Source organism: Streptomyces sp. NBC_00285, assembly GCF_036174265.1.
In the GTDB taxonomy this organism is placed as follows: Bacteria; Actinomycetota; Actinomycetes; order Streptomycetales; family Streptomycetaceae; genus Streptomyces.
In genome coordinates, this window is sequence record NZ_CP108055.1 from 8,127,251 (window position 1) to 8,150,664 (window position 23,414).

General features: G+C 71.9%; 22 protein-coding genes. 5 read left to right on the top strand and 17 right to left on the bottom strand.

What is annotated here, in order from left to right:
- Positions 1 to 2 precede the first annotated feature (2 nt).
- A complete protein-coding gene (locus OHT57_RS37400) occupies positions 3 to 1,397 on the bottom strand; it encodes an FAD-dependent oxidoreductase (protein WP_328751195.1) in 1,395 nt (464 codons plus the stop codon).
- 27 nt (positions 1,398 to 1,424) lie between these two features.
- Positions 1,425 to 2,429 (bottom strand): DUF4349 domain-containing protein, encoded by a 1,005-nt coding sequence (locus OHT57_RS37405; RefSeq protein WP_328751196.1) that lies wholly within the window; start codon positions 2,427 to 2,429, stop codon positions 1,425 to 1,427.
- A 157-nt stretch (positions 2,430 to 2,586) separates the two neighbouring features.
- On the opposite strand from OHT57_RS37405, the gene hemG reads away from it, so the two are divergent.
- Positions 2,587 to 4,026, top strand: a complete 1,440-nt coding sequence (hemG, locus tag OHT57_RS37410; protein ID WP_328751197.1) for a protoporphyrinogen oxidase — start codon at positions 2,587 to 2,589, stop codon at positions 4,024 to 4,026.
- Positions 4,027 to 4,030: 4 nt separating this feature from the next.
- Positions 4,031 to 4,765, top strand: a complete 735-nt coding sequence (hemQ, locus tag OHT57_RS37415; RefSeq protein WP_328751198.1) for a hydrogen peroxide-dependent heme synthase — start codon at positions 4,031 to 4,033, stop codon at positions 4,763 to 4,765.
- On the opposite strand, the gene OHT57_RS37420 is transcribed toward hemQ, so the two are convergent.
- From OHT57_RS37420 to zapE, 15 genes are all read right to left on the bottom strand, one after another.
- Complete coding sequence (locus OHT57_RS37420) at positions 4,766 to 6,370, bottom strand: alpha/beta hydrolase (RefSeq protein WP_328751199.1); 1,605 nt, start codon at positions 6,368 to 6,370, stop codon at positions 4,766 to 4,768.
- A 116-nt stretch (positions 6,371 to 6,486) separates the two neighbouring features.
- Positions 6,487 to 7,290 (bottom strand): TIGR04222 domain-containing membrane protein, encoded by an 804-nt coding sequence (locus OHT57_RS37425; protein WP_328751200.1) that lies wholly within the window; start codon positions 7,288 to 7,290, stop codon positions 6,487 to 6,489.
- Between the two features lie 104 nt (positions 7,291 to 7,394).
- Positions 7,395 to 8,177 (bottom strand): DUF4142 domain-containing protein, encoded by a 783-nt coding sequence (locus OHT57_RS37430; RefSeq protein WP_328751201.1) that lies wholly within the window; start codon positions 8,175 to 8,177, stop codon positions 7,395 to 7,397.
- Between the two features lie 237 nt (positions 8,178 to 8,414).
- Positions 8,415 to 9,716 carry a DUF692 domain-containing protein gene (locus OHT57_RS37435; protein WP_328751202.1) on the bottom strand — a complete coding sequence of 434 codons (1,302 nt, stop codon included), beginning with the start codon at positions 9,714 to 9,716 and terminating at the stop codon, positions 8,415 to 8,417.
- A gap of 165 nt (positions 9,717 to 9,881) precedes the next feature.
- Positions 9,882 to 10,598, bottom strand: coding sequence for an aminoacyl-tRNA hydrolase (locus tag OHT57_RS37440; protein ID WP_328751203.1), 717 nt, complete (start codon positions 10,596 to 10,598; stop codon positions 9,882 to 9,884).
- Between the two features lie 73 nt (positions 10,599 to 10,671).
- Positions 10,672 to 10,851, bottom strand: coding sequence for a hypothetical protein (locus tag OHT57_RS37445; protein WP_328751204.1), 180 nt, complete (start codon positions 10,849 to 10,851; stop codon positions 10,672 to 10,674).
- A gap of 9 nt (positions 10,852 to 10,860) precedes the next feature.
- Positions 10,861 to 11,694, bottom strand: a complete 834-nt coding sequence (locus OHT57_RS37450; RefSeq protein WP_328751205.1) for a polysaccharide deacetylase family protein — start codon at positions 11,692 to 11,694, stop codon at positions 10,861 to 10,863.
- A 61-nt stretch (positions 11,695 to 11,755) separates the two neighbouring features.
- On the bottom strand, positions 11,756 to 13,273 hold the full coding sequence (locus tag OHT57_RS37455; RefSeq protein WP_328751206.1) for an FAD-dependent oxidoreductase: 1,518 nt from the start codon (positions 13,271 to 13,273) through the stop codon (positions 11,756 to 11,758).
- Positions 13,274 to 13,294: 21 nt separating this feature from the next.
- The gene (locus tag OHT57_RS37460; protein WP_328751207.1) at positions 13,295 to 14,164 is read right to left on the bottom strand and encodes a polyphosphate kinase 2 family protein; all 870 of its coding nucleotides are present in this window, start codon (positions 14,162 to 14,164) and stop codon (positions 13,295 to 13,297) included.
- A gap of 80 nt (positions 14,165 to 14,244) precedes the next feature.
- On the bottom strand, positions 14,245 to 15,612 hold the full coding sequence (locus tag OHT57_RS37465) for a PhoX family protein (protein WP_328751208.1): 1,368 nt from the start codon (positions 15,610 to 15,612) through the stop codon (positions 14,245 to 14,247).
- A 130-nt stretch (positions 15,613 to 15,742) separates the two neighbouring features.
- On the bottom strand, positions 15,743 to 16,519 hold the full coding sequence (locus tag OHT57_RS37470; RefSeq protein ID WP_328751209.1) for a slipin family protein: 777 nt from the start codon (positions 16,517 to 16,519) through the stop codon (positions 15,743 to 15,745).
- 100 nt (positions 16,520 to 16,619) lie between these two features.
- Positions 16,620 to 18,101, bottom strand: coding sequence for a SulP family inorganic anion transporter (locus OHT57_RS37475; protein WP_328751210.1), 1,482 nt, complete (start codon positions 18,099 to 18,101; stop codon positions 16,620 to 16,622).
- Positions 18,102 to 18,106: 5 nt separating this feature from the next.
- Positions 18,107 to 18,685: a carbonic anhydrase gene (locus OHT57_RS37480; protein WP_328751211.1), complete on the bottom strand. Its 579-nt coding sequence runs from the start codon at positions 18,683 to 18,685 to the stop codon at positions 18,107 to 18,109.
- A 112-nt stretch (positions 18,686 to 18,797) separates the two neighbouring features.
- The gene (locus OHT57_RS37485) at positions 18,798 to 19,193 is read right to left on the bottom strand and encodes a hypothetical protein (protein WP_328751212.1); all 396 of its coding nucleotides are present in this window, start codon (positions 19,191 to 19,193) and stop codon (positions 18,798 to 18,800) included.
- 194 nt (positions 19,194 to 19,387) lie between these two features.
- The gene (zapE, locus tag OHT57_RS37490; RefSeq protein ID WP_328751213.1) at positions 19,388 to 20,497 is read right to left on the bottom strand and encodes a cell division protein ZapE; all 1,110 of its coding nucleotides are present in this window, start codon (positions 20,495 to 20,497) and stop codon (positions 19,388 to 19,390) included.
- Positions 20,498 to 20,534: 37 nt separating this feature from the next.
- On the opposite strand from zapE, the gene OHT57_RS37495 reads away from it, so the two are divergent.
- The 3 genes from OHT57_RS37495 (at position 20,535) to murC (ending at position 23,401) form a co-directional block, all read left to right on the top strand.
- Positions 20,535 to 21,332, top strand: a complete 798-nt coding sequence (locus OHT57_RS37495) for a pyrimidine reductase family protein (protein ID WP_328751214.1) — start codon at positions 20,535 to 20,537, stop codon at positions 21,330 to 21,332.
- 160 nt (positions 21,333 to 21,492) lie between these two features.
- Positions 21,493 to 21,966: an indole-3-glycerol phosphate synthase gene (locus OHT57_RS37500; protein ID WP_328751215.1), complete on the top strand. Its 474-nt coding sequence runs from the start codon at positions 21,493 to 21,495 to the stop codon at positions 21,964 to 21,966.
- 43 nt (positions 21,967 to 22,009) lie between these two features.
- Entirely contained in the window at positions 22,010 to 23,401 is a 1,392-nt protein-coding gene (gene murC, locus OHT57_RS37505) for a UDP-N-acetylmuramate--L-alanine ligase (protein WP_328751216.1), read from the top strand.
- Positions 23,402 to 23,414 lie beyond the last annotated feature (13 nt).

Genomic DNA, 23,414 nt, shown 5'->3' on the forward strand with positions numbered 1-23,414 from the left:
CCTCAGGAGGCCTGCACCTTCGCGGCGGCCTTTCGGGCAGCCACCAGCACCGGGTCCCACACCGGGCTGAACGGTGGTGCGTACCCCAGGTCCAGGGCCGTCATCCGCTCCACCGTCATCCCCGCGGTCAGGGCCACCGCGGCGATGTCGACCCTCTTGCCCGCGCCCTCCCTCCCGACGATCTGCACGCCGAGCAGCCGCCCCGTGCGGCGCTCGGCGAGCATCTTCACCGTCATGGAGGAGGCGCCCGGGTAGTAGCCGGCGCGGCTGGTCGACTCGATCGTGACCGAGACGAACTGGAGGCCCGCCCGTCGGGCGTCCTTCTCGCGCAGCCCGGTGCGGGCGATCTCCAGGTCGCAGACCTTGCTGACCGCCGTACCGACGACGCCGGGGAACGTGGCGTATCCGCCGCCCACGTTCGTGCCGATGATCTGGCCGTGCTTGTTGGCGTGGGTGCCCAGGGCGATGTGCCGCTCCCGACCGGAGACCAGGTCGAGGACCTCCACGCAGTCGCCGCCCGCCCAGATGTCCTCGTGGCCGCGCACCCGCATCGCCAGGTCGGTCAGGAGGCCGCCGTGGCTGCCCAGCGGCAGGCCGGCCGCCTTCGCGAGCGTCGTCTCCGGGCGGACGCCGATACCGAGCACCACCACGTCCGCCGGGTACTCGCCGTCCTGCGTGGCCACCGCGCGGACCCTGCCGTCCTCGCCCGTGAGGACCTTGGTCGCCTCGGTGTCGTTCACCATGGTGATGCCCAGGCCCTCCATGGCCTCGTGCACCAGGCGGCCCATGTCCGGGTCGAGCGTGGACATGGGCTCGCCGCCCCGGTTGAGGACCGTCACCTCGTAGTCGCGGTTGATGAGGGCCTCGGCCATCTCCACACCGATGTAACCGGCCCCGACGACCACCGCTCTGCGGCCACGCGTGTGTGCCAGCGTGTCGATGAGCGCCTGGCCGTCGTCGAGGGTCTGCACCCCGTGCACACCGGCGGCGTCGGCGCCCGGCATGTCCGGGCGGATCGGGCAGGCGCCGGTGGCGATCACGAGCTTGTCGTACGACGTCCAGGACTCGGTCCCGGATTCGAGGTCACGCGCGCGTACCCGCCGCCGGTCGACGTCGATCTCCACGACCTCGGTGCGCATGCGCAGATCGATGTCGCGGGCCCGGTGCTCCTCGGGCGTGCGGGCGATCAGCCGGTCCCGCTCGGTGACGTCGCCGCCCACCCAGTACGGGATGCCGCACGCCGAGTAGGAGCTGAAGTGGCCCCGCTCGAACGCCACGATCTCCAGCTCGTCGGGCCCCTTCATCCGGCGGGCCTGTGACGCCGCGGACATGCCCGCGGCGTCGGCGCCGATCACTACCAGACGTTCCCTCGTGTCCCGCGTACGGCTCATGTTCATGCGAACACGCTACGAGGGCGCGGCATTTCAGTCCTGCTCGCCCCGCTCCCGGGCGGGCTCCGATTCCGGTCCCGGGACGGGACGTGCCATGGGCAGCGGGCCCAGCGCGGTCGAGGCGGCCACGGGAGCGGGCCGGCGCGGCAGCCGGGGCCGGATCAGCCGCAGCCACACCAGCACGAGCAGCGCGATCCCCGCGAGGAACGGCAGCACCGCGGCCACCGCCACCACGATCCAGCGCAGCATGCTCACGAAGGCGTCCCAGCCGCCCGCGAGCGCGTCGACGACACCGGGGTCGTCGTCCTTCTCGGCCTTGACGACGGGCGACTCGGACAGGGACACCGTGATGGTGGCCAGCGTCGTGCGGTCCTTCAGGGACGCCTGGCGGGCGAGCAGCGACTCCAAGTCGGCCTGGCGGGTGCTCAGTTCGCCTTCCAGGGTGACCACGTCGCTCAGTTTCGTCGCCTTGTCCATCAGCTCCCGGATCCGCGCCACGCTCGCGCGCTGCGTCGTGATCCGGCTCTGCACGTCGACGACCTGGTCGGTGACGTCCTGCGCGTTCGCGGTGCGCTCCAGGAGCTTGCCCGCGCCCTGGAGGTCGGCGAGGACCTCGTCGTACTTCTCGACGGGCACTCGCAGCACCACCTGCGTCCGCTCCGCGCCCCCCTCGTCGCGGGAGGTGGACTCCTTGCCGACGAATCCGCCCGCGTTCTCGGTGGTGGTGCGCGCCGCGGCGAGCGCCTTCGGTACGTCCTTCACCTCAACGGTCAGCGTCGCGGTGCGGATGATGTGGTTCGCGGTGACCTGCGGTGCGGAGGTGGCCTGTTTGCCGCCCGCGTCGGCCTCGGCGCCGGCCGCGCCTTTCGCCTGGCTCTGCGCGCCCTTGTCGTCGGACAGGGCACTGCCACTGTCGCTGGTGGAGTCCGCGCCCCCGCTGCACCCGGTCAGCGCGAGAGCCGCGGCCAGCAGGAGCCCGGTCAGTGCGTGGACGGGACCGACGGAGCTTCGTGAACGGTGTGAACGTGGTGCGCGCATGGGCGTCCCCCCGAGGGTCGTGAACAACTGACGCTCCTTCGACGCCGAAGGGGGTGCGAACGTTGGACTCCGGCGGTTCCGATGCGGTCACGGTCGGGACTCGTGAAGGACACCGGGCCGCCGGTGGCCTGTCAGTGGGGTCTGAGAGGCTGGGGCCATGAGCGGATCACAGGTGGTCGTCGTCGGAGCCGGCATCGCGGGACTGGCCGCGGCCCACCGGCTGCTGGAGCGCGGCGCGCGCGTCACCGTGCTTGAGGCGTCCGACCGCGTCGGCGGCAAGCTGCTGCCCGGCGAGATCGCGGGCGCGCGCGTGGACTTCGGCGCCGAGTCGATGCTGGCCCGCAGGCCGGAGGCGGTGGCCCTGGCACGCGCGGTGGGCCTCGGTGAGCGCCTCCAGCCGCCCGCCACGGCGACGGCCTCGATCTGGACCCGCGGTGCCCTGCGCCCCATGCCCAAGGGCCACGTCATGGGCGTCCCCGGCACCGCCGACGCGCTGGCCGGAGTGCTGTCCGACGAGGGCCTCGCGCGCATCGGGCAGGACGCCGGGCTGCCCCGCACCGAGGTCGGCGACGACGTGGCCGTCGGCGAGTTCGTGGCGGCACGCCTGGGCCGAGAGGTCGTCGACCGCCTCGTCGAACCCCTCCTCGGCGGGGTGTACGCGGGCGACGCGTACCGCATCTCGATGCGCTCGGCGGTCCCGCAGCTGTTCCAGGTCGCCAGGTCCCACACCTCGCTCACCGAGGGCGTCCGCGAGATCCAGGCCAAGATGGCCGCCAACCAGCAGACCGGCCCGGTCTTCATGGGCATCGAGGGCGGGGTGGGCACCCTCCCGCTCGCCGTCGCCGACTCGGTCCGCGCGCGCGGCGGCGAGATCGTCACCCGCGCCCCGGTGAGCGAGCTGCGCCGTGAGGCCTCCGGCGGCTGGACGGTCGTGGCCGGGGACCGTGTCCTGCACGCCGACGCCGTGATCGTCGCCGTCCCCGCCCCGGCCGCCGCCGGACTCCTGCGCGCCGAGGCACCCGAGGCCGCCACCGAGCTCGACACCGTCGAGTACGCCTCGATGGCCCTGGTGACCCTCGCCTACCGCCGCGCCGACACCACCCTGCCCGCCGGCAGCGGCTTCCTCGTCCCGCCGGTCGACGGCCGCACCATCAAGGCGTCCACCTTCGCCTCCCAGAAGTGGGGCTGGATCGCTGACGAGAACCCGGACGTCGTCGTCCTGCGCACCTCCGTGGGCCGCCACGGCGAGACGAAGATCCTTGAGCGCGACGACGCCGGCCTGGTGGACGTCTCCCGCACCGATCTGAGGGCGGCCACCGGACTGGACGCCACCCCGCTCGACACCCGCGTCACCCGCTGGACCGACGGCCTGCCCCAGTACCCCGTCGGCCACCACGCGCGCGTGGCCCGTATCCGCGAGCACGTCGCCAAGGTCCCCGGCCTCGCGCTGTGCGGCGCGCAGTACGACGGCGTGGGCATCCCGGCCTGCATCGCGAGCGCCGACGCCGCCGTGGACCGGATCGAGGGCGACCTGACCGCCGTACGGGAGCTCACGGCCAACCCGGTGCAGAGCCTGCACGGCGGAGCGGGAGAATGAGGCCATGAGCAACGACGCCCCCACCACCCCCGAGTCCGGCAGGGTCCCGAACAAGGGCAAGCTGGCCAAGGACCTCAACGAGGTCATCCGCTACACGCTCTGGTCCGTCTTCAAGCTGAAGGACGTGCTCCCCGAGGACCGCACGGGCTACGCCGACGAGGTCCAGGAGCTGTTCGACCAGCTCGCCGCCAAGGACGTCACGATCCGCGGCACCTACGACGTGTCCGGCCTGCGTGCCGACGCCGACCTCATGATCTGGTGGCACGCGGAGACCAGCGACCAGCTCCAGGAGGCGTACAACCTCTTCCGCCGCACGAAGCTCGGGCGCGCCCTGGAGCCCGTGTGGTCCAACATGGCGCTGCACCGCCCGGCGGAGTTCAACCGCTCGCACATCCCGGCGTTCCTGGCGGACGAGCACGCGCGCGACTACGTGAGCGTCTACCCCTTCGTCCGCTCCTACGACTGGTACCTCCTGCCCGACGAGGACCGGCGCCGCATGCTCGCCGACCACGGCAAGATGGCCCGCGGCTACCCGGACGTCCGCGCCAACACCGTCGCCTCCTTCTCGCTCGGCGACTACGAGTGGATCCTCGCCTTCGAGGCCGACGAACTCCACCGGATCGTCGACCTCATGCGCCTCTTGCGCGCGTCGGAGGCAAGGATGCACGTCCGCGAGGAGGTCCCGTTCTACACGGGCCGCCGCAAGGACATCGGCGACCTCGTGGCGGGCCTCGCCTGATCAGCGAGCGGGTTCGACGGTCGCCTTCCGGGAGCTCGGCTTCGGCTCGGGGTGCGGGGCGCATGCGGCGCGCCGCACCGGGAGGCGGCCCTCCAGCAGATAGGCGTCCAGGTATCCGTTGACGCAGGGGTTGGGGCCGCCCGCGATGCCGTGCGTGCCCGCGTCCCGCTCGGTCACCAGCACCGAGCCCGACAGCCGCCGGTGCAACTGCAGCGCCCCGTCGTAGGGCGCGGCGGCATCCCGTTCGGCGGCGAGGATCAACGTCGCCGGCAACTCACCGGTCCCCGTCCGCACGTCGAGCACCTGCTGACGCGGGGCGCTCCAGTACGCACAGGGCAGATTCATCCACACGTTGTCCCACGTCTCGAACGGCGCCACCCGTGCCAGCCGCGTGTTGTCCCGGTCCCACACGGCCCACTCCGTCGGCCAGGGCGCGTCATTGCACTCGACGGCCGTGTAGACCGCGGTGGAGTTCTCCGCCTCCTTCGCCGCCTCCTGATGCGGCCCGGCCTGCTGGATCAACGGCTTCGGATCGCCCTTGAGATAGGCCGACAGGGCCTGCGCTCGATGCGGCCAGAAGTCGTCGTAGTACCCGGCCGACAGAAACGCCCCCTGCAGCTGCCCGGGTCCGACCTTCCCGCCGGCCGGCTCGGCGGCCAGCTGCGCCGCCGCCTTCTCGTAGCTGCGCAGCACCTTCTCGGCCGTGTCCCCGAGCCCGTACACGTCGTCGTGCCGGGCGACCCACTCCCGGAAGTCCGCCCAGCGCTCCTCGAACGCCGCCGACTGGTCGAGGTTGTTGCGGTACCAGACCTGCTCCGGGTCCGGGTTCACCGCCGCGTCGAACACCATCCGCCGCACATGAGAGGGGAAGAGCGTCGCGTACAGCGCGCCGAAGTAGGTGCCGTACGACGCCCCCATGAACGTCAGCCGCTGCTCGCCCAGCGCGGCCCGCAGGACGTCCAGGTCGCGGGCGTTGTTCAGGGAGGTGTAGTGCCGCAGGGCCGCGCCCGCCCGCGTCGCGCAGCCGCGCGCGTAGGCCTTCGCCTGGGCGATGCGTTCCTTCTTGTACGACTCCGAGGGGTGGGCCGGGGCCTGCGTGGGCGCCGTGAAGAACTGCTTCGGGTCCTTGCAGGACAGCGGTGCCGAGCGGCCCACTCCGCGCGGGGCGTAACCGACGAGGTCGTAGGCCGCCGCGAGCCCCTTCCACTCGGGAAGGGCGCCGATCAGCGGGAAGTACATGCCGGAGGCTCCGGGGCCGCCGGGGTTGTAGACCAGGGCGCCCTGCCGGGGCACCCGGCGCTTGCTGTTGTGCGGGTCCTTCTGCGTGGCCGGGACCCGGCTGACGGTCAGTTTGATCTGCTTGCCGTCGGGGTGCGCGTAGTCGAGCGGGACGGACACCGTGCCGCACCGCACGGTGCCGGGCAGGTCCTCCGCCTCGGGGCAGGCGCCGAAGCGGACACCGGCCGTCCCGGCGCGCGCGGCGGCGATCGCGGTGCCGTGCAGTTCCGCCGCGCCCGGGGCGGCGGGAGCGCCTCCGGCCGGGCCTGCGGCGAGCGTGGTCAGGAGCAAGGAACCGGCGGCCGTGTAGAGGGCGGGAGCTCTCATCGGTATCCCTTCGGGGCGCGGCAGCGACAAAAGGGAAGTTTCGTTCGGGTGCGGGCCAAGGCAAGCACCGCCCCGCCGGTGTCGGTCCCAATGCCTCCGTGCGCCCCCGGGTGCGCTCAGTCGCGCCGCTGCTCGCGGTGGTGCCCGAGGTGGTCCTCGCGAGGGTGTCCACGGTGCCCGAAGGCCGCGCGCAGGTCCGGTTCGCCGACGGCGCTGATGCCGCGTACGGCGACGGAAGTGAGATACGTCCGCTCGTCCGTGCCGCCGGATCGCCGGGTCAGGGCGCCGAGCAGCCGCTGACCGGCCGGCGAGGCCCAGCGGGAGTACGGGTGGACCTCCACCCGGGCGATGGCCAGGCAGCTCAGGCTCAGCGTGAGAGGCAGTGCGAACCACAGGGCGACCAGGTGCCGTGGCATCTCCGACGGGGCCGGCGTCAGCAGCGCGACGGCGCCCAGCGCGACGACGGCCGCGACGGCCAGCCGGACCTGGCGGACCGCCGCCGCGATGCCGGACCGGGCGTTGTCGGGCATGGCGAGACCCGCGTCCACGAGCCGGTCGGCGAGGCTGCGCACCGCGTCCGCGCAGGCCGCGTCGGCGCGCACCGGCGCGATCCGGGACTGTCCCTCGGGCCCGATGGCACCGATGACGGTCCGCTCCATCTCGTCCCGCCCGCGCGGATCGACGACGGTCGCCCAGCCCGTGTGGGCGAGCAGCAGCCGGTGCTGACGGGCCATGGAGACGAGCGTCAGGTCCGCGACCCGCCGGGGGCCGCCGGACAGGAACGCGGCCTCGTACAGCGTCAGATCGTGTGCCCGGGCATGCGCGTCCGCGTCCGCCGCGTGTACGGCGGCCAGGCACAGCCGTGTACACGCGGTGCCGGTGGCGGCCCAGGCCAGCAGCAGAAGAAGAACCCAGAACATGCCGCGTTTCTATGCCAAAGGCTCCCGGAGGCGCCATGGCCTGTTCACAATCCGGACGGAGTGTTGTCGGTGTGTGACGTTCCGCTTGTCCGGAAGCGAGTCGCCTACGAGGGAAGCGGCGCCGGGCTGGAGGCGGCCGGGGGTAGGGAGAAGGGCGTCGCGTACGGCGACGGGGTGACTGGCACGACGGCGCCGGGGTCGGCCGTCGGGCCTGCCGGGGCCGGGGAGTTGAAGAGAGGCGGGGCGCTGTCACCGGCCAACTCCTGGGCCAGGGCGGCGAAGTCGACGTATCCGGTCGCCTCCAGGACCTTGATGTGGTCCAGCACCGTGGTGTTGGCGTCGTCGGCGAGGGCGCGGACCAGGGAGTTCTGGGTGCTCGCGCGGACCTGGGCGACGACCGAGAACACCCTGCCGTGCGCGAGGCGCAGGATGTTGGCGAACTGGCGGTCGTAGTCGACGCCCTGCGCCTGGTTCAGGGTGGCCAGCCACTGCTTCTGCTGGTCGTTGGGCTCGTTGGGCAGGGCGAGCCCGAGCTTCGACGCCACGTCACGCACGCGCGCGTCCAGGAAGGTGTGTCCCTCGACGAGATGCGCGCCGGCCGTCCGTACGGCCTGGGTCGTCCCCTTCTGTTCCGCCTGCTGACCCGCGGGCGCCTCCCACAGCCCCGCCAGCCGCACCTTCGTGACGAACTCCCGGTCCAGCGCGGAGAGCGGGCCGTACGGCGTCGTCACGGTCCCGGCGCTGAGCACGCTCAGGCCCGTGTCCGAGCGGTCGGCGTACGACCACATCGGGATGAGCAACGCCACGACGGTCGCCATCAGGCCGGTGATGATGATCCCGGTGCCGGTGAAGATGCCTCGCCCCTTGACGGGCGGTCGCGATCGCATGGTGCCTCCTGTTACGGCACCGCACGCCAGGAAGTCTCAGGTGCGGGATTGACATATTACTGCCGGGTCTATGTCAACTGCCGTACGGGAGCGAATGGTTGCATCAAGGATGAGATGGGGCGAATGGGTACGGGAAAAGGGGTGGCATTCATGGAGGAATGGGGGTGAAACGTGGAGGCGGGGTGGGCGGAGCGGTTGTGGTGTTATTCCCGGCACACTGCGGTGGGCGGCACACCGTCACCGCCGCAGCAGCACCCTCCGCGTGGCCCGGGTCAACCGCGCACCCGGCCGTGACCTCGGGACCGGCCCCGAACGCTCCAGCCACCACTCCCGCAGCTCCCGCCGCACCCCCGCATCCCCCGACCCGCCGCCCAGCATCAGGTGTTCGGCGAACTCCAACGCGTCCCGCCGGTACCCGTCCGCCATCGGGCGGCCCTGCGCATACGCCAGAAACGCCGGCCGATACCCCGCCCCGAGGATCACCGGCAGCTCGGGCGCGACCTTCGCCACCACATCCGCCCGCTTCCCCGCGAGCGCCCGCGCCTGCACCCCCAGCCGCACCCGGTCGAAGCCCTCAGGCCCGGGCGTCCCGGCGACGAGCGCGGACAGCAACGCGGTCTGGGCGAGGGCGAGCCGCTCACGGGCGGGTTCCGTCGGCACGCCCGACGGTCCCTCGGTGACGGCGGGGCGCCACGCACCGCCGGCCGCTGTGCCGCCCCCTTTCTCCACCGCCTCCCTGATCGCTCCCAACTCCCGCTCCAGTTCACCCGGTTCGGGAAAGTTCTCGTCGCGCTCCAGCAGTACCCCCGGCGGCGAGACCTTGGAGGAGAGGTCGGTGAGGATGTCGAGGACCGGGCGCGGGACCGGGTGGGCGTGGCTGTCGTGCCACACCCCGTCCCGCTCGAAGCCGCCCGCGACATGGACGTAGGCGATGGCCTCCAGCGGGAGTTCGGCGAGCGCCAGGGCCGGGTCCTCGCCGCGGTTGACGTGGTTGGTGTGCAGATTGGCCACGTCGATCAGCAGCCGTACCCCCGTCCGGTCCGCGAGGTCGTACAGGAACTGTCCCTCGGTCATCTCCTCGCCGGGCCATGCGATGAGCGCGGCGATGTTCTCGACGGCGAGCGGTACCGGCAGCGCGTCCTGCGCGATGCGGATGTTCTCGCAGAGGACGTCGAGGGCGTCCCGGGTGCGGGGGACGGGCAGCAGGTGTCCGGCCTCAAGACGTGGGGAGGCGGTGAGCGGGCCGCCCGCCCTGACGAACGCGATGTGCTCGGTGACCAGCGGCGAGCCCAGCGCCTCGGCACGCTCGGCCAGCGCGGTCAGCCGTCCGGCGTCGGGCCGTTCGGCGCCGCCGAGCCCGAGTGAGACGCCGTGCGGGACCACGGTCACCCCGCGCTCGCGCAGCCGCCGCAGCGACTCGGGGAGATGCCCGGGGCAGACGTTCTCGGCCACGGCCTCGACCCAGTCGATGCCCGGCATGCCCTCCACGGCGTCCGCGATCTCCGGCCGCCATCCGATGCCCGTTCCCAGTCGCTCCATGTCCGTCCCCTCCCCGTGCACTCCCGCATCCGCTCCGGTCGCCGCCGGCCCGGTGTGACGGAGGTATGGCCCCGGGCCCCGGGTGCGAACCGTGCCCGGGGGACGTTCAGAGCAACATTTGAGGTTCGGGCAGGGGGTGGCCGGTGACCTCACACGCCGGAGGGTTCACCGCAGCGCCGGATGGTCCGCCACGACCGTGGAGGAGTTGGGCGCGATCTCGGTGAAACCGGCGTCACGGACCAACGGCAGCCCGCTCGTGGTGAGTTCACCCCACCGACCGGCATCGGCGGTCCGTACGGCGAGCGGGAACCCGGCGTCGCGCCAGGCGGCCCGCTCCTCGTCCGACAGCTCCCACCAGGCGAGCTGGGCGCCGTGACCGGCCTGGGCCATCGCCTTGCCGGCCGACATGTCGAGGTCCGGGCTGAGCCACAGCACGGGTGCCGTCGGGTCCGCCGCCACGGGCGGCTCGGGATCGTCGAGGTCGGTGCCGGAGACCTGCAGCTTCGCCAGCTCCTTGGGCCAGCCGTCGAGCGGCACGGGCGGGAACACCCGCACCTCCGCGGACTTCCCCGTCACGGTGATCCCGGGCAGCGACTCGGCCCGCCGCCACTCGGCACCCCGGGCCCGCCGCACCACCTTGCGGATCCGGGCGTCCTGCCAGTCCCGCATGACCTCGGCCCACTCGCCGTCGCCGACGGAACGCTCGTCGCCGAGCATGACGAGCACTGCGCGGGCGGCGGTCTCCAGGGCGTCGGTGCGAGCGGGCGGTGCGTCCCGCTCGATCCGCACGACCAGCGGCAGCACGAACTGCGGTGCCTCGTCGCGGACGGTGCGCTCGGCACGAAAGGGGCTGTCACCAGGAGGTATCGAATCAGGGCTCACGCCGACCAACTCTAAGGGGCGCGGAGAGCCGCGGGACCGGCCCCGGAGGGCCCGCGGACCGCGTCAAGGCCGATCACCCCGAACACGCCGCCCGCTGAGCCTCCTGCCACTCGCACACCGGGCACAGGGTGATCCCCTTGTGGGACTCCGGATACTCCGTCGGCTTCTGGCACAGCACGCACTCCGCGTACGGCGGCCCTTCTGCGACCGGCGGCTTCGGCACGTCGCCGGTCGTGCAGTACTCCTCGCTCATACGTCCAGCCTAGGACCCGATCAGCTCGGACACCTTCACGAACCGGAAGCCCCGCTCACGCAGCTCCGGGACCACCGCCCGCACCACCCGCTCCGTCGTCGGTGCGGCGCTGCGCGTGCAGTGCATGACCACCACCGACCCCGGCCGCACCCCTTCCAGCACCTGCCGGGTCACCGCCTCCGCGTCCGTCGCGAACGCGTCCCCGCTCACCACGTCCCACTGGACGGCGGTCACGCCCACCGGGGTCAGCGCCCGCAGCGCCCGCCGGTCGTAGCAGCCGCCGGGAAAGCGGAAGTACGGCATCGCATTCGGCACCCCCGCAGCCCGGAACGCCGTGTACGCCCGCTCCACGTCCGCCCGCATCCGGTCACCGGACACCGTCGGCAGCCCGTAGCAGTCGTCGGTGAAGGCGTAGTGGCTGTACGAGTGGTTGGCGACCTCGAAGAGCGGATCCCGCCCGAGGGAACGGGCCTGGTCGGGGTACTCCTCGGCCCATCTGCCGGTCATGAACACGGTGGCCGGCACCTTCAGCGCCCGCAGCGCCGCGATCAGCCCCGGGTTGTCGAAGTGTTCGCCTGCCGCGGCCCGTGCCCCCTGACCTGCCGTCATGTCGGCGTCGAAGGTCAGCGCGACGGTCCTGCCGTGGGTACGGGACCCGTGGGTGAAGACGGGGGTCAGACCGCCGGGGCCGGGAGCGAGGGTGGCGGGCGCGGACGCGGACGGGGCGGTCGTGGTGGGGGCGGGGCGGACGGCTCGGGGGGCCTGTGGCGCCTGGGTGGCGCAGGCGGTGAGGGCGGCGCCCAGGGCGCAGACGGCGAGGGCACGGCGTACGGGAGTGATCACCGTATGAACGTATGGCGATATGCCTTATCTGCATGGCCGGCCCGGCCGTGACGTCACCCGCTCAGATGTCCCGTTGCTCCAGCGGCCGGGTCGCCGGGCCCTGGATCACCTTGCCGTCCGTGTCGAAGCGGGAGCCGTGGCACGGGCACTCCCAGGCGTCCTCGGCGCCGTTGAAGGCGACCAGACAGCCGAGGTGCGTGCAGCGCGGGGACACGGCGTGCAGGGCACCGGCGTCGTCGCGGTAGACCGCGAGACGGTCGCCGTCCACGCGGACCACCGCGCCCTCCCCGGGCGGGAGGGACTCCAGCGGGGGCGCGGGGCGCAGACGGTCGCCGACGAAGTGGCCGGCCACCTGTGCCTGGGCCTTGAGGAAGGACGGGGCCTCGCGGACCGTCGGGAGCAGACGGCGCGGGTCGTAGAGCTCGCTCCACGCGCACTCCTCGCCGGTGATCAGCGCCGTGAGGAGCCGGCCCGCCATGATCCCGCCGCTCATGCCCCAGCCGCCGAAACCGGTGGCGACGTAGGCGTGCCGGGCGCCCGGGTGCAGGGGGCCGACGAGCGGCACGGTGTCGGTGGGGTCGTTGTCCTGGGTGGCCCAGGCGTGGGTGAGGTCCACGTCGGGGAAGCGCCGCCGGGCCCAGGCGGAGAGGGTGTCGAAGCGGGTCCTTGTGTCGCCCGTGCCGGGTGTGAAGTGCTCGCCGGTGACGATGAGGAGGCGCCGGTCGGCGTTCCAGGGAGCCGTACGGACCGAGCGGGTGCCCTCCTCCGGTGTGATGTACATGCCGTCCGGATCCTGCTCCCGGTCGATCGTCCCGGCGACGACCAGCTCACGGCGCGGGGAGAGCCGGGTGAACAGGAGGGACCGGTCGAAGATCGGGTAGTGGGTGGCGACCACGACGTCCCGGGCCGTCACCGTGGCCCGGGTGTCGGTCGACAGCCGGCACGGCTCGCCCTCGTCGAGTCCGAGAACGGCGGTGTGCTCGTGCACGGCCGCCCCGGAGCTGACCAGATCCTCGACCAGCGCCAGCAGGTACTTGCGCGGATGGAACTGCGCCTGACCGGTGACCCGCACCGCGCCCGCCACCGGGAACGGCAGCCCGGTCTCCGTCACGAACGACGCCGGCAGCCCCGCCTCCCGGGCGGCCGCCGCCTCGGCCCGCAGCTCGTCGGCCCGGTCCGCGTCACAGACGTAGGTGTAGGCGCTGCGCTGCTCCCAGTCGCAGTCGACGCCCAGCTCGTCCGCGACCTCGGCGGCCCGCTCGATCGCCTCGCTCTGCGAGCGCGCGTACAGCCGGGCGCCCTCGGGACCGCGGGTACGGCGCAGCCCGTCGTAGATCAGCGTGTGCAGGGCGGTCAGCTTGGCGGTGGTGTGCCCGGTGACCCCGGCCGCCACCTGGCCGGCCTCCAGGACCGCGACCCGCCTCCCGGCCCGCACCAGCTCCCACGCGGTGCTGAGCCCGGCGATCCCGGCGCCGATCACGGCGACGTCGACGTCGAGATCCTCGGTCAGCGGCGGCCGGGACCCGCCGGGCGCGGTCTCCAGCCAGTACGAGCCCTTGACGTGCCGGTTCTCGGTCATGCGCCCCGAGTACCCCGGGATTCACCGTTCGAGCAGCCGCCTGCGGGCCTCCTCCACGTCGAAGTCCGCCTCCGGGTAGCGCGGGTCCAGCTCCGACAGGTGTTCCAGCAGAAGACGGCTGACCGCCCAGTCGCGGTACCACTTGCGGTCGGCGGGAACCAGGTGCCAGGGGGCGTGCGGTGTCGAGCAGCGCTCCAGGGCGGTCTCGTAGGCCTGCTGGTAGGCGGGCCACAGGGCGCGCTCGTCGATGTCCGAGACGTGGAACTTCCAGTGCTTGTCCGGGCGGTCCAGGCGCTTGAGGAGACGCTCGCGCTGTTCGTCGTACGAGATGTGCAGGAAGCACTTGATGACGGTGACGCCGTCGTCGGTGAGGGACTTCTCGAACCGGTTGATCTCGTCGTAGCGGCGCTCGATCTCGGCGGGCGGGGCGAGTGCGCGGACCCGGGCGATGAGGACGTCCTCGTAGTGCGAGCGGTCGAAGATGCCCAGCTCGCCGGCTTGCGGCAGGACCCTCTTGATGCGCCACAGGAAGGGGTGTTCGAGTTCCTTGGGCGTGGGTGCCTTGAAGGCGTGGATGCGGCAGCCGGACGGGTTGAACAGGCCGATGACGTGCTTGACCGTGCCGCCCTTGCCGCTGGTGTCCATGCCCTGCAGCACCAGCAGGATCCGGCGCCGGTCGCCCGCCGTGCTCGCCGCCCACAGGCGTTCCTGGAGGTCGGCCAGCGGGGAGGCCAGGGTGGACATCGCGGCCCGGCCCGCCTGCTTGTCACGGGGACCGGCCGGGGTGTCCCGGGCGTCGTACGCGGACAGGTCCACCGGCTTGCCGCCCGGCACGCGCAACACCTCGCGCAGAGCGGTCTCCTCGCGGGCCTTCGAGCCCTTCTTCGCCATGGGGCACCCCTTCAGGGCCGGGTCCGGTCCCTCGATCCTGCGCCGGGGGACCGGGGCGCGCCAGCCGTCGCGGAGGGCGGCTACCTGCGCCAGGGCCCCGTCACTGCGAAGGTCGTCCCGGGCGTGTAGCAGTTGACGTACATCGTCTGCCCGTCCGGGGAGAAGGTGACGCCCGCGAACTCGCCCCACTCCGGGGCGTCCGGCGTCCCGATGTTCTGCCTGCCGCGGGCCATCGCGTAGACCTCGCCGTGCCTCGTCACGCCGTAGACGTGCTGGGCGCCGCTGCCGTCCTCGCACACCATCAGGCCGCCGCTGGGGGCGAGGCAGATGTTGTCGGGGGACTCGCCGGGCAGCTGGATGTCGGTGTCCGGGCCGAAGACGATCACCAGGGTCAGCCGGCGCGCCGACGGGTCGTAGCGCCAGATCTGCCCGAAGTGGTCGGCGGCCGAACCCTCGGCGCTGTGCGCGAACGAGGAGACGAAGTAGACGCTCTTCCCGCCCCAGTAGCAGCCCTCCAGCTTCTGGGCGTGCGTGATGCCCTTCGGGCCGAAGTCCTGGAGCCGGACGGGGGTTTCGGTGGCCAGCGGGTCCGGTACGTCGACCCACTCGATGCCCTCGAAGCAGGCACCGGTCTCCTGGATCGCGGACAGGTCCGGCACGCCGGGCACCCGCATCGCCTGGAGCCGGCCGCCCGCGCGCAGTGAACCGAGGCCGCCCTCGGGCCTGTTGGGCAGGAAGCGGTAGAAGAGGCCGAAGGGCTTGAGGAAGGCGTCCTCGGTCTCGTAGACGATGCCGCGCTTCGGGTCGATCGCGATCGCCTCGTGCTGGAAGCGGCCCATCGCGGTCAGCGGTACGGCCCCCGAGCGGTGCGGGTCGACCGGGTCGACCTCGAAGATGAAGCCGTGGTCCTTGGTGTAGCCGTTGGTGCCGGCCCTGTCCTCGGTCTCCTCGCAGGTCAGCCAGGTGCCCCAAGGGGTGGGCCCACCCGCGCAGTTGACTGCCGTACCGGCGATGGCGACGCGCTCCGACAGCACGTTGTTGTGGCTGTCCAGCGTGAGAGCCGTACAGCCGCCCTTGCCCGCCGGGTCGTAGGTGAGGCCCTTGACCGTCGGCACCTGGATGGCCGCGGTGACACGGTTCTCGTGGTTGCGGACCAGGTGGACCCGGCCGTGTCTGCCGGGCAGAGCGGTCATGCCGTCGTGGTTGGAGGGGACCTTGCCCTCGCCGGAGCGGAGCTGGTCGCCCTCGCGGGAGAGGACCTTGTAGCGGAAGCCCTTCGGCAGGTCCAGCAGGCCCTTCGGGTCGGGGACGAGGGGGCCGTAGCCGGTGTGGCCGACGGACTGGGCGGCGGCGGTGCCGGCGAAGAGTTCGGAGAGGGCGCCGGTGAAGGCGATGCCGGCGCCTACGGCGGCCGAGCGGGAGAGGACCTGACGTCGTGTCGCGGACATTGCGAAGCAACCTTCCTGCTGGCGGACAGGACTGTGACCCCGCTGTGTCTATCACCTGGGTCGGACTCCGTGAACCACGCGCGTAGCGTGTCCCCTCCCGTCTCCCCTGTCACCGCTCCGTCTCCTCGTGTCACTTTTCGGCCGGATGCTCCTGCGCCCGCTCCAGGAACCGCAGGAGCTCCACCGGGAAGGGCAGGACGAGTGTCGAGTTCTTCTCGGCGGCCACCGCCACGATCGTCTGGAGCAGCCTGAGTTGGAGTGCGGCGGGTTGCTCGGACATCTCCGCGGCGGCCGCGGCGAGTTTCTTCGAGGCCTGGAGTTCGGCGTCCGCGTTGATGATCCGGGCGCGCCGCTCGCGGTCGGCCTCGGCCTGGCGGGCCATGGAGCGTTTCATCGTGTCGGGCAGGGACACGTCCTTGATCTCCACACGGTCCACCTGGACACCCCAGCCGACGGCCGGGCTGTCGATCATCAGCTCCAGGCCCTCGTTGAGCTTCTCCCGGTTGGACAGCAGGTCGTCCAGCTCGCTCTTGCCGATGATGGAGCGCAGCGAGGTCTGGGCCATCTGGGAGACGGCGAACTTGTAGTCCTCGACCTTGACGAGGGCGCTCGCCGCGTCGATGACCCGGAAGTAGACGACCGCGTCCACGCGCACCGTCACGTTGTCCCGGGTGATGCCCTCCTGGGCCGGCACCGGCATCGTGACGATCTGCAGGTTCACCTTGTACAGCCGGTCGACGAACGGCACGACCAGCGTGAATCCGGGCTCGCGCACCTCACCCGCGAGGCGTCCGAGGCGGAAGACCACCCCGTGCTCGTACTGCTTGACGACCCGGGCCGCCGCCGCGAGGTAGACGATCCCCGCGGAACCGGTCGCCGCGGCCGCCGCCAACAGTTCTGGGAGCATCGCGACCTCCTCGTCGAGAGGTGCCTATGTCTGCTCCTGCAACGATATGCCCGGTGCCTGGTCCGGGGCCACGATCGGCTCCGGACCAGACGGGCGCGGGCTACGGGGCGGTAGCCCGCGCTGGCTCCGGCTCGGTGACCCGGACCGGTTCCGTGCCGACCGAGCTGTGTCGCTCGGCCCAGTTCTCGAGCGCCGTACGGCAGGCGTGGTCCAGGTGGTGCAGGCCGGACAGGTCCAGCTCCACGGGCCGGTCCTGGGGCAGCGACTCCAGGCTGTCGAGGATCTTCGGCAGCCTGAGGAAGGTCGCGTTGCCCGACAGGTGGGCCTGGATGGGGCCGGCGCCCTTGTCGACGATCTCCAGCTTGAGGTGCGAGGCCTCCCAGGCGGTCTTGGCGACGGACAGCGCCAGACCGATCAGCACGCCCTCGAACATGTTCACCGCGACGATCGAGACGGCCGTGACCACCAGGATCAGTGCCTCACCGCGGTGACCGCGCCACAGCGACACGATCTCCCGGAACGGGATCAGCTTGAAGCCCGCGTGGACCAGGATGCCGGCGAGCGCGGGCAGCGGGATCAGGGCGAGGGTCGACGGCAGCAGGGCCGCGAACAGCAGCAGCCATACGCCGTGCAGGACCCGGGACGCCTTGGTCCGCGCGCCTGCCTGGACGTTGGCGGAGCTGCGCACGATGACCGCGGTCATGGGCAGGGCGCCGAGCGCGCCGCAGACCGCGTTGCCCGCGCCCTGGGCCATGAGCTCCTTGTCGTACTCGGTGCGCGGACCGTCGTGCAGCCGGTCCACGGCGGCGGCGCTGAACAGGCTCTCGGCGGACGCGATCAGGGTGAACGCGAGGATGGTGCCGAAGATCGCCGGGTTGGCCAGCTCGCCGAACGCCTCGGTGCCGGGCGGCTGGACGGAGTCCAGCAGGCCGTTCACCTCGACGGTGGCGATCGACAGTCCGAAGACCTGGGTGATGGCGGTGGCCAGGAGGACCGCGGCGAGCGCGCCCGGCACGGTCTGCACCTTCTTGGGCAGCTTCTTCCACAGCACCAGCACCGCGACGGTGCCCGCGCCGACGGCCAGCGAGGCGAGCGCGGTGGTGCTGCCGAGCGCGTCGATGGCGGCACCGGGCAGCCCCAGCACCTTGTCGATGCCGGTGGTGGGCGCCTTCAGTCCGGCCGCGGAGTACAGCTGTCCGGCTATGAGCACGAGGCCGATACCGGCCAGCATGCCCTCGACGACGGAGACGGATATCGCCCGGAACCAGCGCCCCAGCTTCAGGGCGCCCATGGCGAGCTGGATCAGACCGGCGCTCAGCACGATGACACCGAGCGCGGGCAGCCCGAACTCGTCGACCGCCTCGAAGACGAGGACTGTCAGACCGGCGGCAGGGCCGGAGACCTGGAGGCTGCTGCCCCGCAGGAAACCGGTGACCAGACCGCCGACGATGCCGGTGACGAGCCCGAGTTCCGCGGGGACGCCGGAGGCGACGGCCACGCCCACGCAGAGCGGGAGCGCGACCAGGAAGACGACCAGGGACGCGGCGAAGTCCTGCCGCAGGTGAGGGTATTTGGTCATCATGGCGATCACAGACCCTCGAACGCGTCGGTCTCGGCGCGGTGGACGCGCACCGCGCCCGTGTGCACCTCGTAGTACCAGGCGTGCAGGGTCAGTTGGTCCTCGGCCAGCTTCTTGTCGATGAAGGGGTACGACCGCAGACGGAGCACCTGGGCCAGGACGTGGCTCTGCACGCCCTCGGTGACGCACGGGTCCTCCGGCGCGCCCGCGGGACGCGGGGTGGCGTTGGTGAGCCAGTCGCGCACAGCCGGTACGGCATCCAGGTCGTCGCCGCGGACCAGGGCGCCGACGGCGCCGCAGTGGGAGTGCCCGCAGACCACGATGTCGCGGATGCCCAGTACCTCCACGGCGTACTCGATGGTGGCGGCCTCGCTGGTGGGGTGCACGGAGGCGTACGGGGGGACGATGCTGCCCGCGGTGCGCAGCTCGAAGAGCTCGCCCGGGCGGGCGCCCGTGATCAGGGCCGGGACGACCCTGGAATCCGAGCAGGTGATGAACAGAACCTGGGGGGACTGGCCTTCGGCCAGCTTGGCGAACTCCTCAGGGCGCTGTCCGAACGTACGGGCGTTGTCGATGAGGGGCTGCATGGGGGGACTCCTCCTGGCGCGCCGAGCGGCGCGTCGGACGTGCCCGGCGCGCCACATGCGCGTCGGGCTTACATGACAGGTGGGGGAACAGAGGTGGGGGACTGCTCTGCTGTCAGCAGCGGAAGACCTGAAGTGCCGCCGGGGTATGGGCTGTCGAGGGTCTGGACAGCGTGAACCCGCCGGACGTGACCTGGTTCGTGCCGGTGGCCGCCGGTTCCTGGACCGACAGCGGGCGCTCGGGCCCCTCAGGGGCGAAACCGATGGCGCGGTGCCGGTCGCGGGTGCGCAGGGGACCGGTCGGATCCCCCGCGGGGTTGCAGTGGCGCTTCGAGGCGGCTTCGGCGCGCAGTGCCTTGCCGGACAGCTTGGTTCCGGTCTGAGCTTTGGCCTCAGCTTGACGGCCTGTGTGCGCGGATGCGAAGGACTCGGTCGGTGCGAAGAACGGGAGGGCGAGCAGGACGGTGGCGAGGATGGTCAGCACGGTCCGTGCCGTCGCACCTCGGAACATACGTCCCCCTCCCTGCAGTTCTCACTTCTAGGTCTGACCAACCACTGGTCAATGACTGGTCAAGAAACACCTTAGCTCGGCAAAGTTGTTTGCAGGGTTAACTTAACGTTTCGAGCTGAAGAGAGGCTGAAGCGCGGCGGGTGTCTGGCGCGAACCGACTCTTGATCTTGTGGAGTTGGCGCGCTAGAAGGGCCTCAGGCGCCCTCGACCAGGCCCTTCGCGTCGCGGGCCAGCGCGGTGAGCCGGGATATCGCACGGAAGTACTTCTTGCGGTAACCGCCGTTCAGCATCTCCTCGCTGAACAGCCGGTCGAAGGGCATGCCGGAGGCCAGCACCGGCACCTCGCGGTCGTAGAGGCGGTCCGCGAGCACCACCAGCCGCAGTGCCGTCGACTGGTCCGGCACCGGCTGGACATCGGTGAGGCACACCGCCCTCAGCCCGTCGGTCAGGGCGCCGTACCGGCTCGGGTGGACCCTGGCGAGGTGCGCCAGCAGGCCCGGGAAGTCGTCGAGCGAGGCGCCCTCGGTGGCGTACGCCACCTTCGTGACCTCCTCGTCGGCGAACGGCGCCGGCGCCTCGGGCAGACCGCGGTGGCGGTAGTCCTCGCCGTCGATGCGCAGGGGCCGGAAGTGCGCCGAGAGGCCCTGGATCTCGCGCAGGAAGTCGACGGCGGCGAACCGGCCCTCGCCGAGCTTGCCCGGCAGGGTGTTGGAGGTGGCGGCGAGCGCCACGCCCGCGTCGACCAGCTTGCCGAGCAGGCTGGAGACGAGGACGGTGTCTCCGGGGTCGTCCAGCTCGAACTCGTCGATGCAGACCAGGCGGTGGCCGGAGAGCGTCTGGACCGTCTTCTGGAAGCCGAGGGCGCCGACCAGGTTGGTCATCTCCACGAAGGTGCCGAAGGCCTTGAGGGACGGTTCGGCGGGGGTGGCGTGCCAGAGGGAGGCCAGCAGGTGGGTCTTGCCGACGCCGTAGCCGCCGTCCAGGTAGACGCCCCGGGGGCCGGCGGGGGCCTTGGCCCGCTCGCGGGGCCTGCCGAAGCCGAGGAAACCGCGCTTGCCGCCGCCCAGCGCGTGCGCGCCGCCGAGTCCCGCCGCAAAGCCCGCGAGGACCTGGACGGCCTCGGTCTGGCTGGGCTGGTTCGGGTCCGGGAGGTAGGTGTCGAACCGCACCGAGTCGAACCGCGGCGGCGGCACCATCTCGGCGACCAGCCGGTCCGCGGGGACGTGCGGCTCACGGTCGCACAGGGACGGCGGGGCGGTCTCGGCTATCGGGCCGAACCCGGACGCGGCGGGGGAAGTAGACACGGTTCACCATGCTAAGGGCCGTGCCACACTGCACGACATGCGACGCCTGTTCCCTGTGACCGACGAGACAGCGATCCGGAGCCCGGAGCCGGGGTCCGGTCATGACTGGAGTCTCGCCGAGCTGGCCACCGCCTACGCGTACCCCGAGCTCGGCCCCGGCCCCGGCACCCCCGAGGTCTGGCTGCGCGCCAACATGGTCTCCACGATCGACGGCGCCGCCCAGCACGACGGCCGTTCGCAGCCCATCTCCACCGCGACCGACATGCGGATCTTCGGGACGCTGCGGGCGCTGGCGGACGTGGTGATCGCCGGTGCGGAAACGGTACGCCAGGAGGGGTACCGGCCCGCACGCGTGCGTGACGAGTTCGCGGGGATGCGGGAGGCGGCCGGACAGGGCCCGGTTCCGGCGGTCGCGGTGATCACCGCGAGTCTGGACCTGGACTTCTCGCTCCCGCTGTACACCTCGCCCCTGGTGCCCACGCTGATCCTCACGGGCGCCGCGGCGGCCCCGGACCGGATCGCCGCGGCCGAGAAGGCGGGCGCGCGGGTGGTGATCGCCGGGGACGGTGTCGGCGTGGACCCCGCCCGGGCCGTACGGGCGCTGGCCGAACTCGGGCACACCCGGCTGCTGACCGAGGGCGGCCCCCGGCTGCTGGGCCAGCTGGTGGCCGCCGGGGTGCTCGACGAGCTGTGTCTGACCCTGTCCCCGATGCTCACGGCGGGGGGCGCGCAGCGCATCGCCGGGGGGCCGTCGGTCGCGGTCCCGGCCCGGTTCGTACTGGACTCCCTGCTGGAGGAGGACGGGTTCCTCTTCAGCAGGTACCGCAGGGCGTGACTGTTCGGACGCGAGTTCGATCAGTACCGCTGGTGCCGACATCGACGGAATCTGTCGTTCCGGTTGGCTTCCGGCGGGCACACTGATTCCGGCAGTACCCGTGCGATCACGGGGCAGGATGGTTTCCGCAGACCACAGCGCGCAGAGAAGGGGACGCCCGGTGTTCACAAGCGTTTTGATGATCGAGAAGGCCCTGACGTCCGCCGACGTGGAGTTCGTCACCACCTTGCACGGTGACGAGTCCGTCGCGTTCCATGTGCTGCTCCAGCCGCGCGGCGACCAGGCCGACCGGTTGCTGCGGGCCATCGACGACGTGGCGCTGGGCGAGCTGGACGAAGCGGTCCGGGAGCGCGAGACACCCGAGGGCGAGGCCGCGAAGGACGTCGGGCAGCAGGCACTGGAGGTGTCCCTCCAGGCACTCAGAGTCTCCGGGAGCGCGGCGGAGGGGCGGCTCATCGAGGACCACCCGCTGGACGCGCTGAAGCGGCTGGTCGAGGAGATCGGCGCCGACGAGGTGATCGTCCTGACCGACCCCCACTACGTGGAGGAGTTCTTCCACCGGGACTGGGCGTCCCGCGCACGTCACAAGGTGGGCGTCCCGGTGCTGAAGCTGTTCTCGCACAGCAAGGCATAGGCTGGCCCCGCATCCGTACCGCACCACTTGGGGAGACACACGCATGGCACCCGGCCTTCCTACCGCCATGGACCGACCGCACTTCATCGGTATCGGTGGGGCCGGGATGTCGGGGATCGCGAAGATCCTCGCGCAGCGCGGGGCGAAGGTGGCCGGCAGCGACGCCAGGGAGTCCGCGACCGCCGAGGCGCTGCGCGCGCTGGGGGCGACCGTGCACATCGGGCACGCGGCGCAGCACCTGGCGTCCGACGCCACCTGTGTGGTCGTGTCGTCGGCGATCCGGGCCGACAACCCGGAGCTCGCCCGGGCGGCCGAGCTCGGCATCCCCGTGGTGCACCGGTCCGACGCCCTCGCCTCGCTGATGTACGGACTGCGGCCGATCGCCGTCGCGGGCACCCACGGCAAGACGACCACGACCTCGATGCTGGCGGTCTCCCTGTCCACGCTGGGGCTGCGACCGTCGTACGCGATCGGCGGCGACCTGGACGCCCCCGGCTCCAACGCCCTGCACGGCGACGGCGAGATCTTCGTCGCCGAGGCCGACGAGTCGGACCGCAGCTTCCACAAGTACGCCCCCGAGGTCGCGATCGTCCTCAACGTCGAACTCGACCACCACGCCAACTACGCGTCGATGGAAGAGATCTACGAGTCCTTCGAGACGTTCGTGGAGCGCATCACCGAGGGCGGCACCCTGGTGATCAACGCGGACCACGAAGGGGCGCGGGAGCTGACCCGGCGGGTCACGGCCGGCGGCGTGCGCGTGGTGACGTACGGCGACTCGAAGGACGCCGACGTACGCGTGCTGTCGGTCGTCCCGCAGGGACTGAAGAGCGAGGTCACCGTCCTGCTCGACGGTGCGGAGCTCACCTTCGCGGTCTCCGTGCCCGGCCGTCACTACGCGCACAACGCGGTGGCCGCGCTGGCCGCGGGAGTCGCGCTCGGGGTCCCCGCCGCCGAGCTGGCGCCCGCCCTGGCCGCGTACACCGGCGTCAAGCGCCGGCTCCAGCTGAAGGGCGAGGCGGCAGGGGTGCAGGTCATCGACTCCTACGCCCACCACCCCACCGAGATGACGGCCGACCTGGAGGCCATGCGCGCGGCGGCCGGTGACGCCCGCATCCTGGTCGTCTTCCAGCCCCACCTGTTCTCGCGGACACAGGAACTCGGCAAGGAGATGGGCGAGGCGCTCGCGCTGGCCGACGGCTCGCTCGTCCTGGACATCTACCCGGCCCGCGAGGACCCGGTCCCCGGGGTGACGAGCGCGCTGATCATCGACGCGGCACGGGCCGCCGGCGCGGACGTGACAGCGGTCCACGACGGGGCGGAGGTGCCGTCGGCGGTCGCGGGAATGGCGAAGGCAGGTGATCTCGTTCTCACCATGGGCGCGGGCGACGTCACCGACCTCGGCCCGCTGATCCTGGACCGTCTCGCGAAGTAAGGGGCTGAACTTC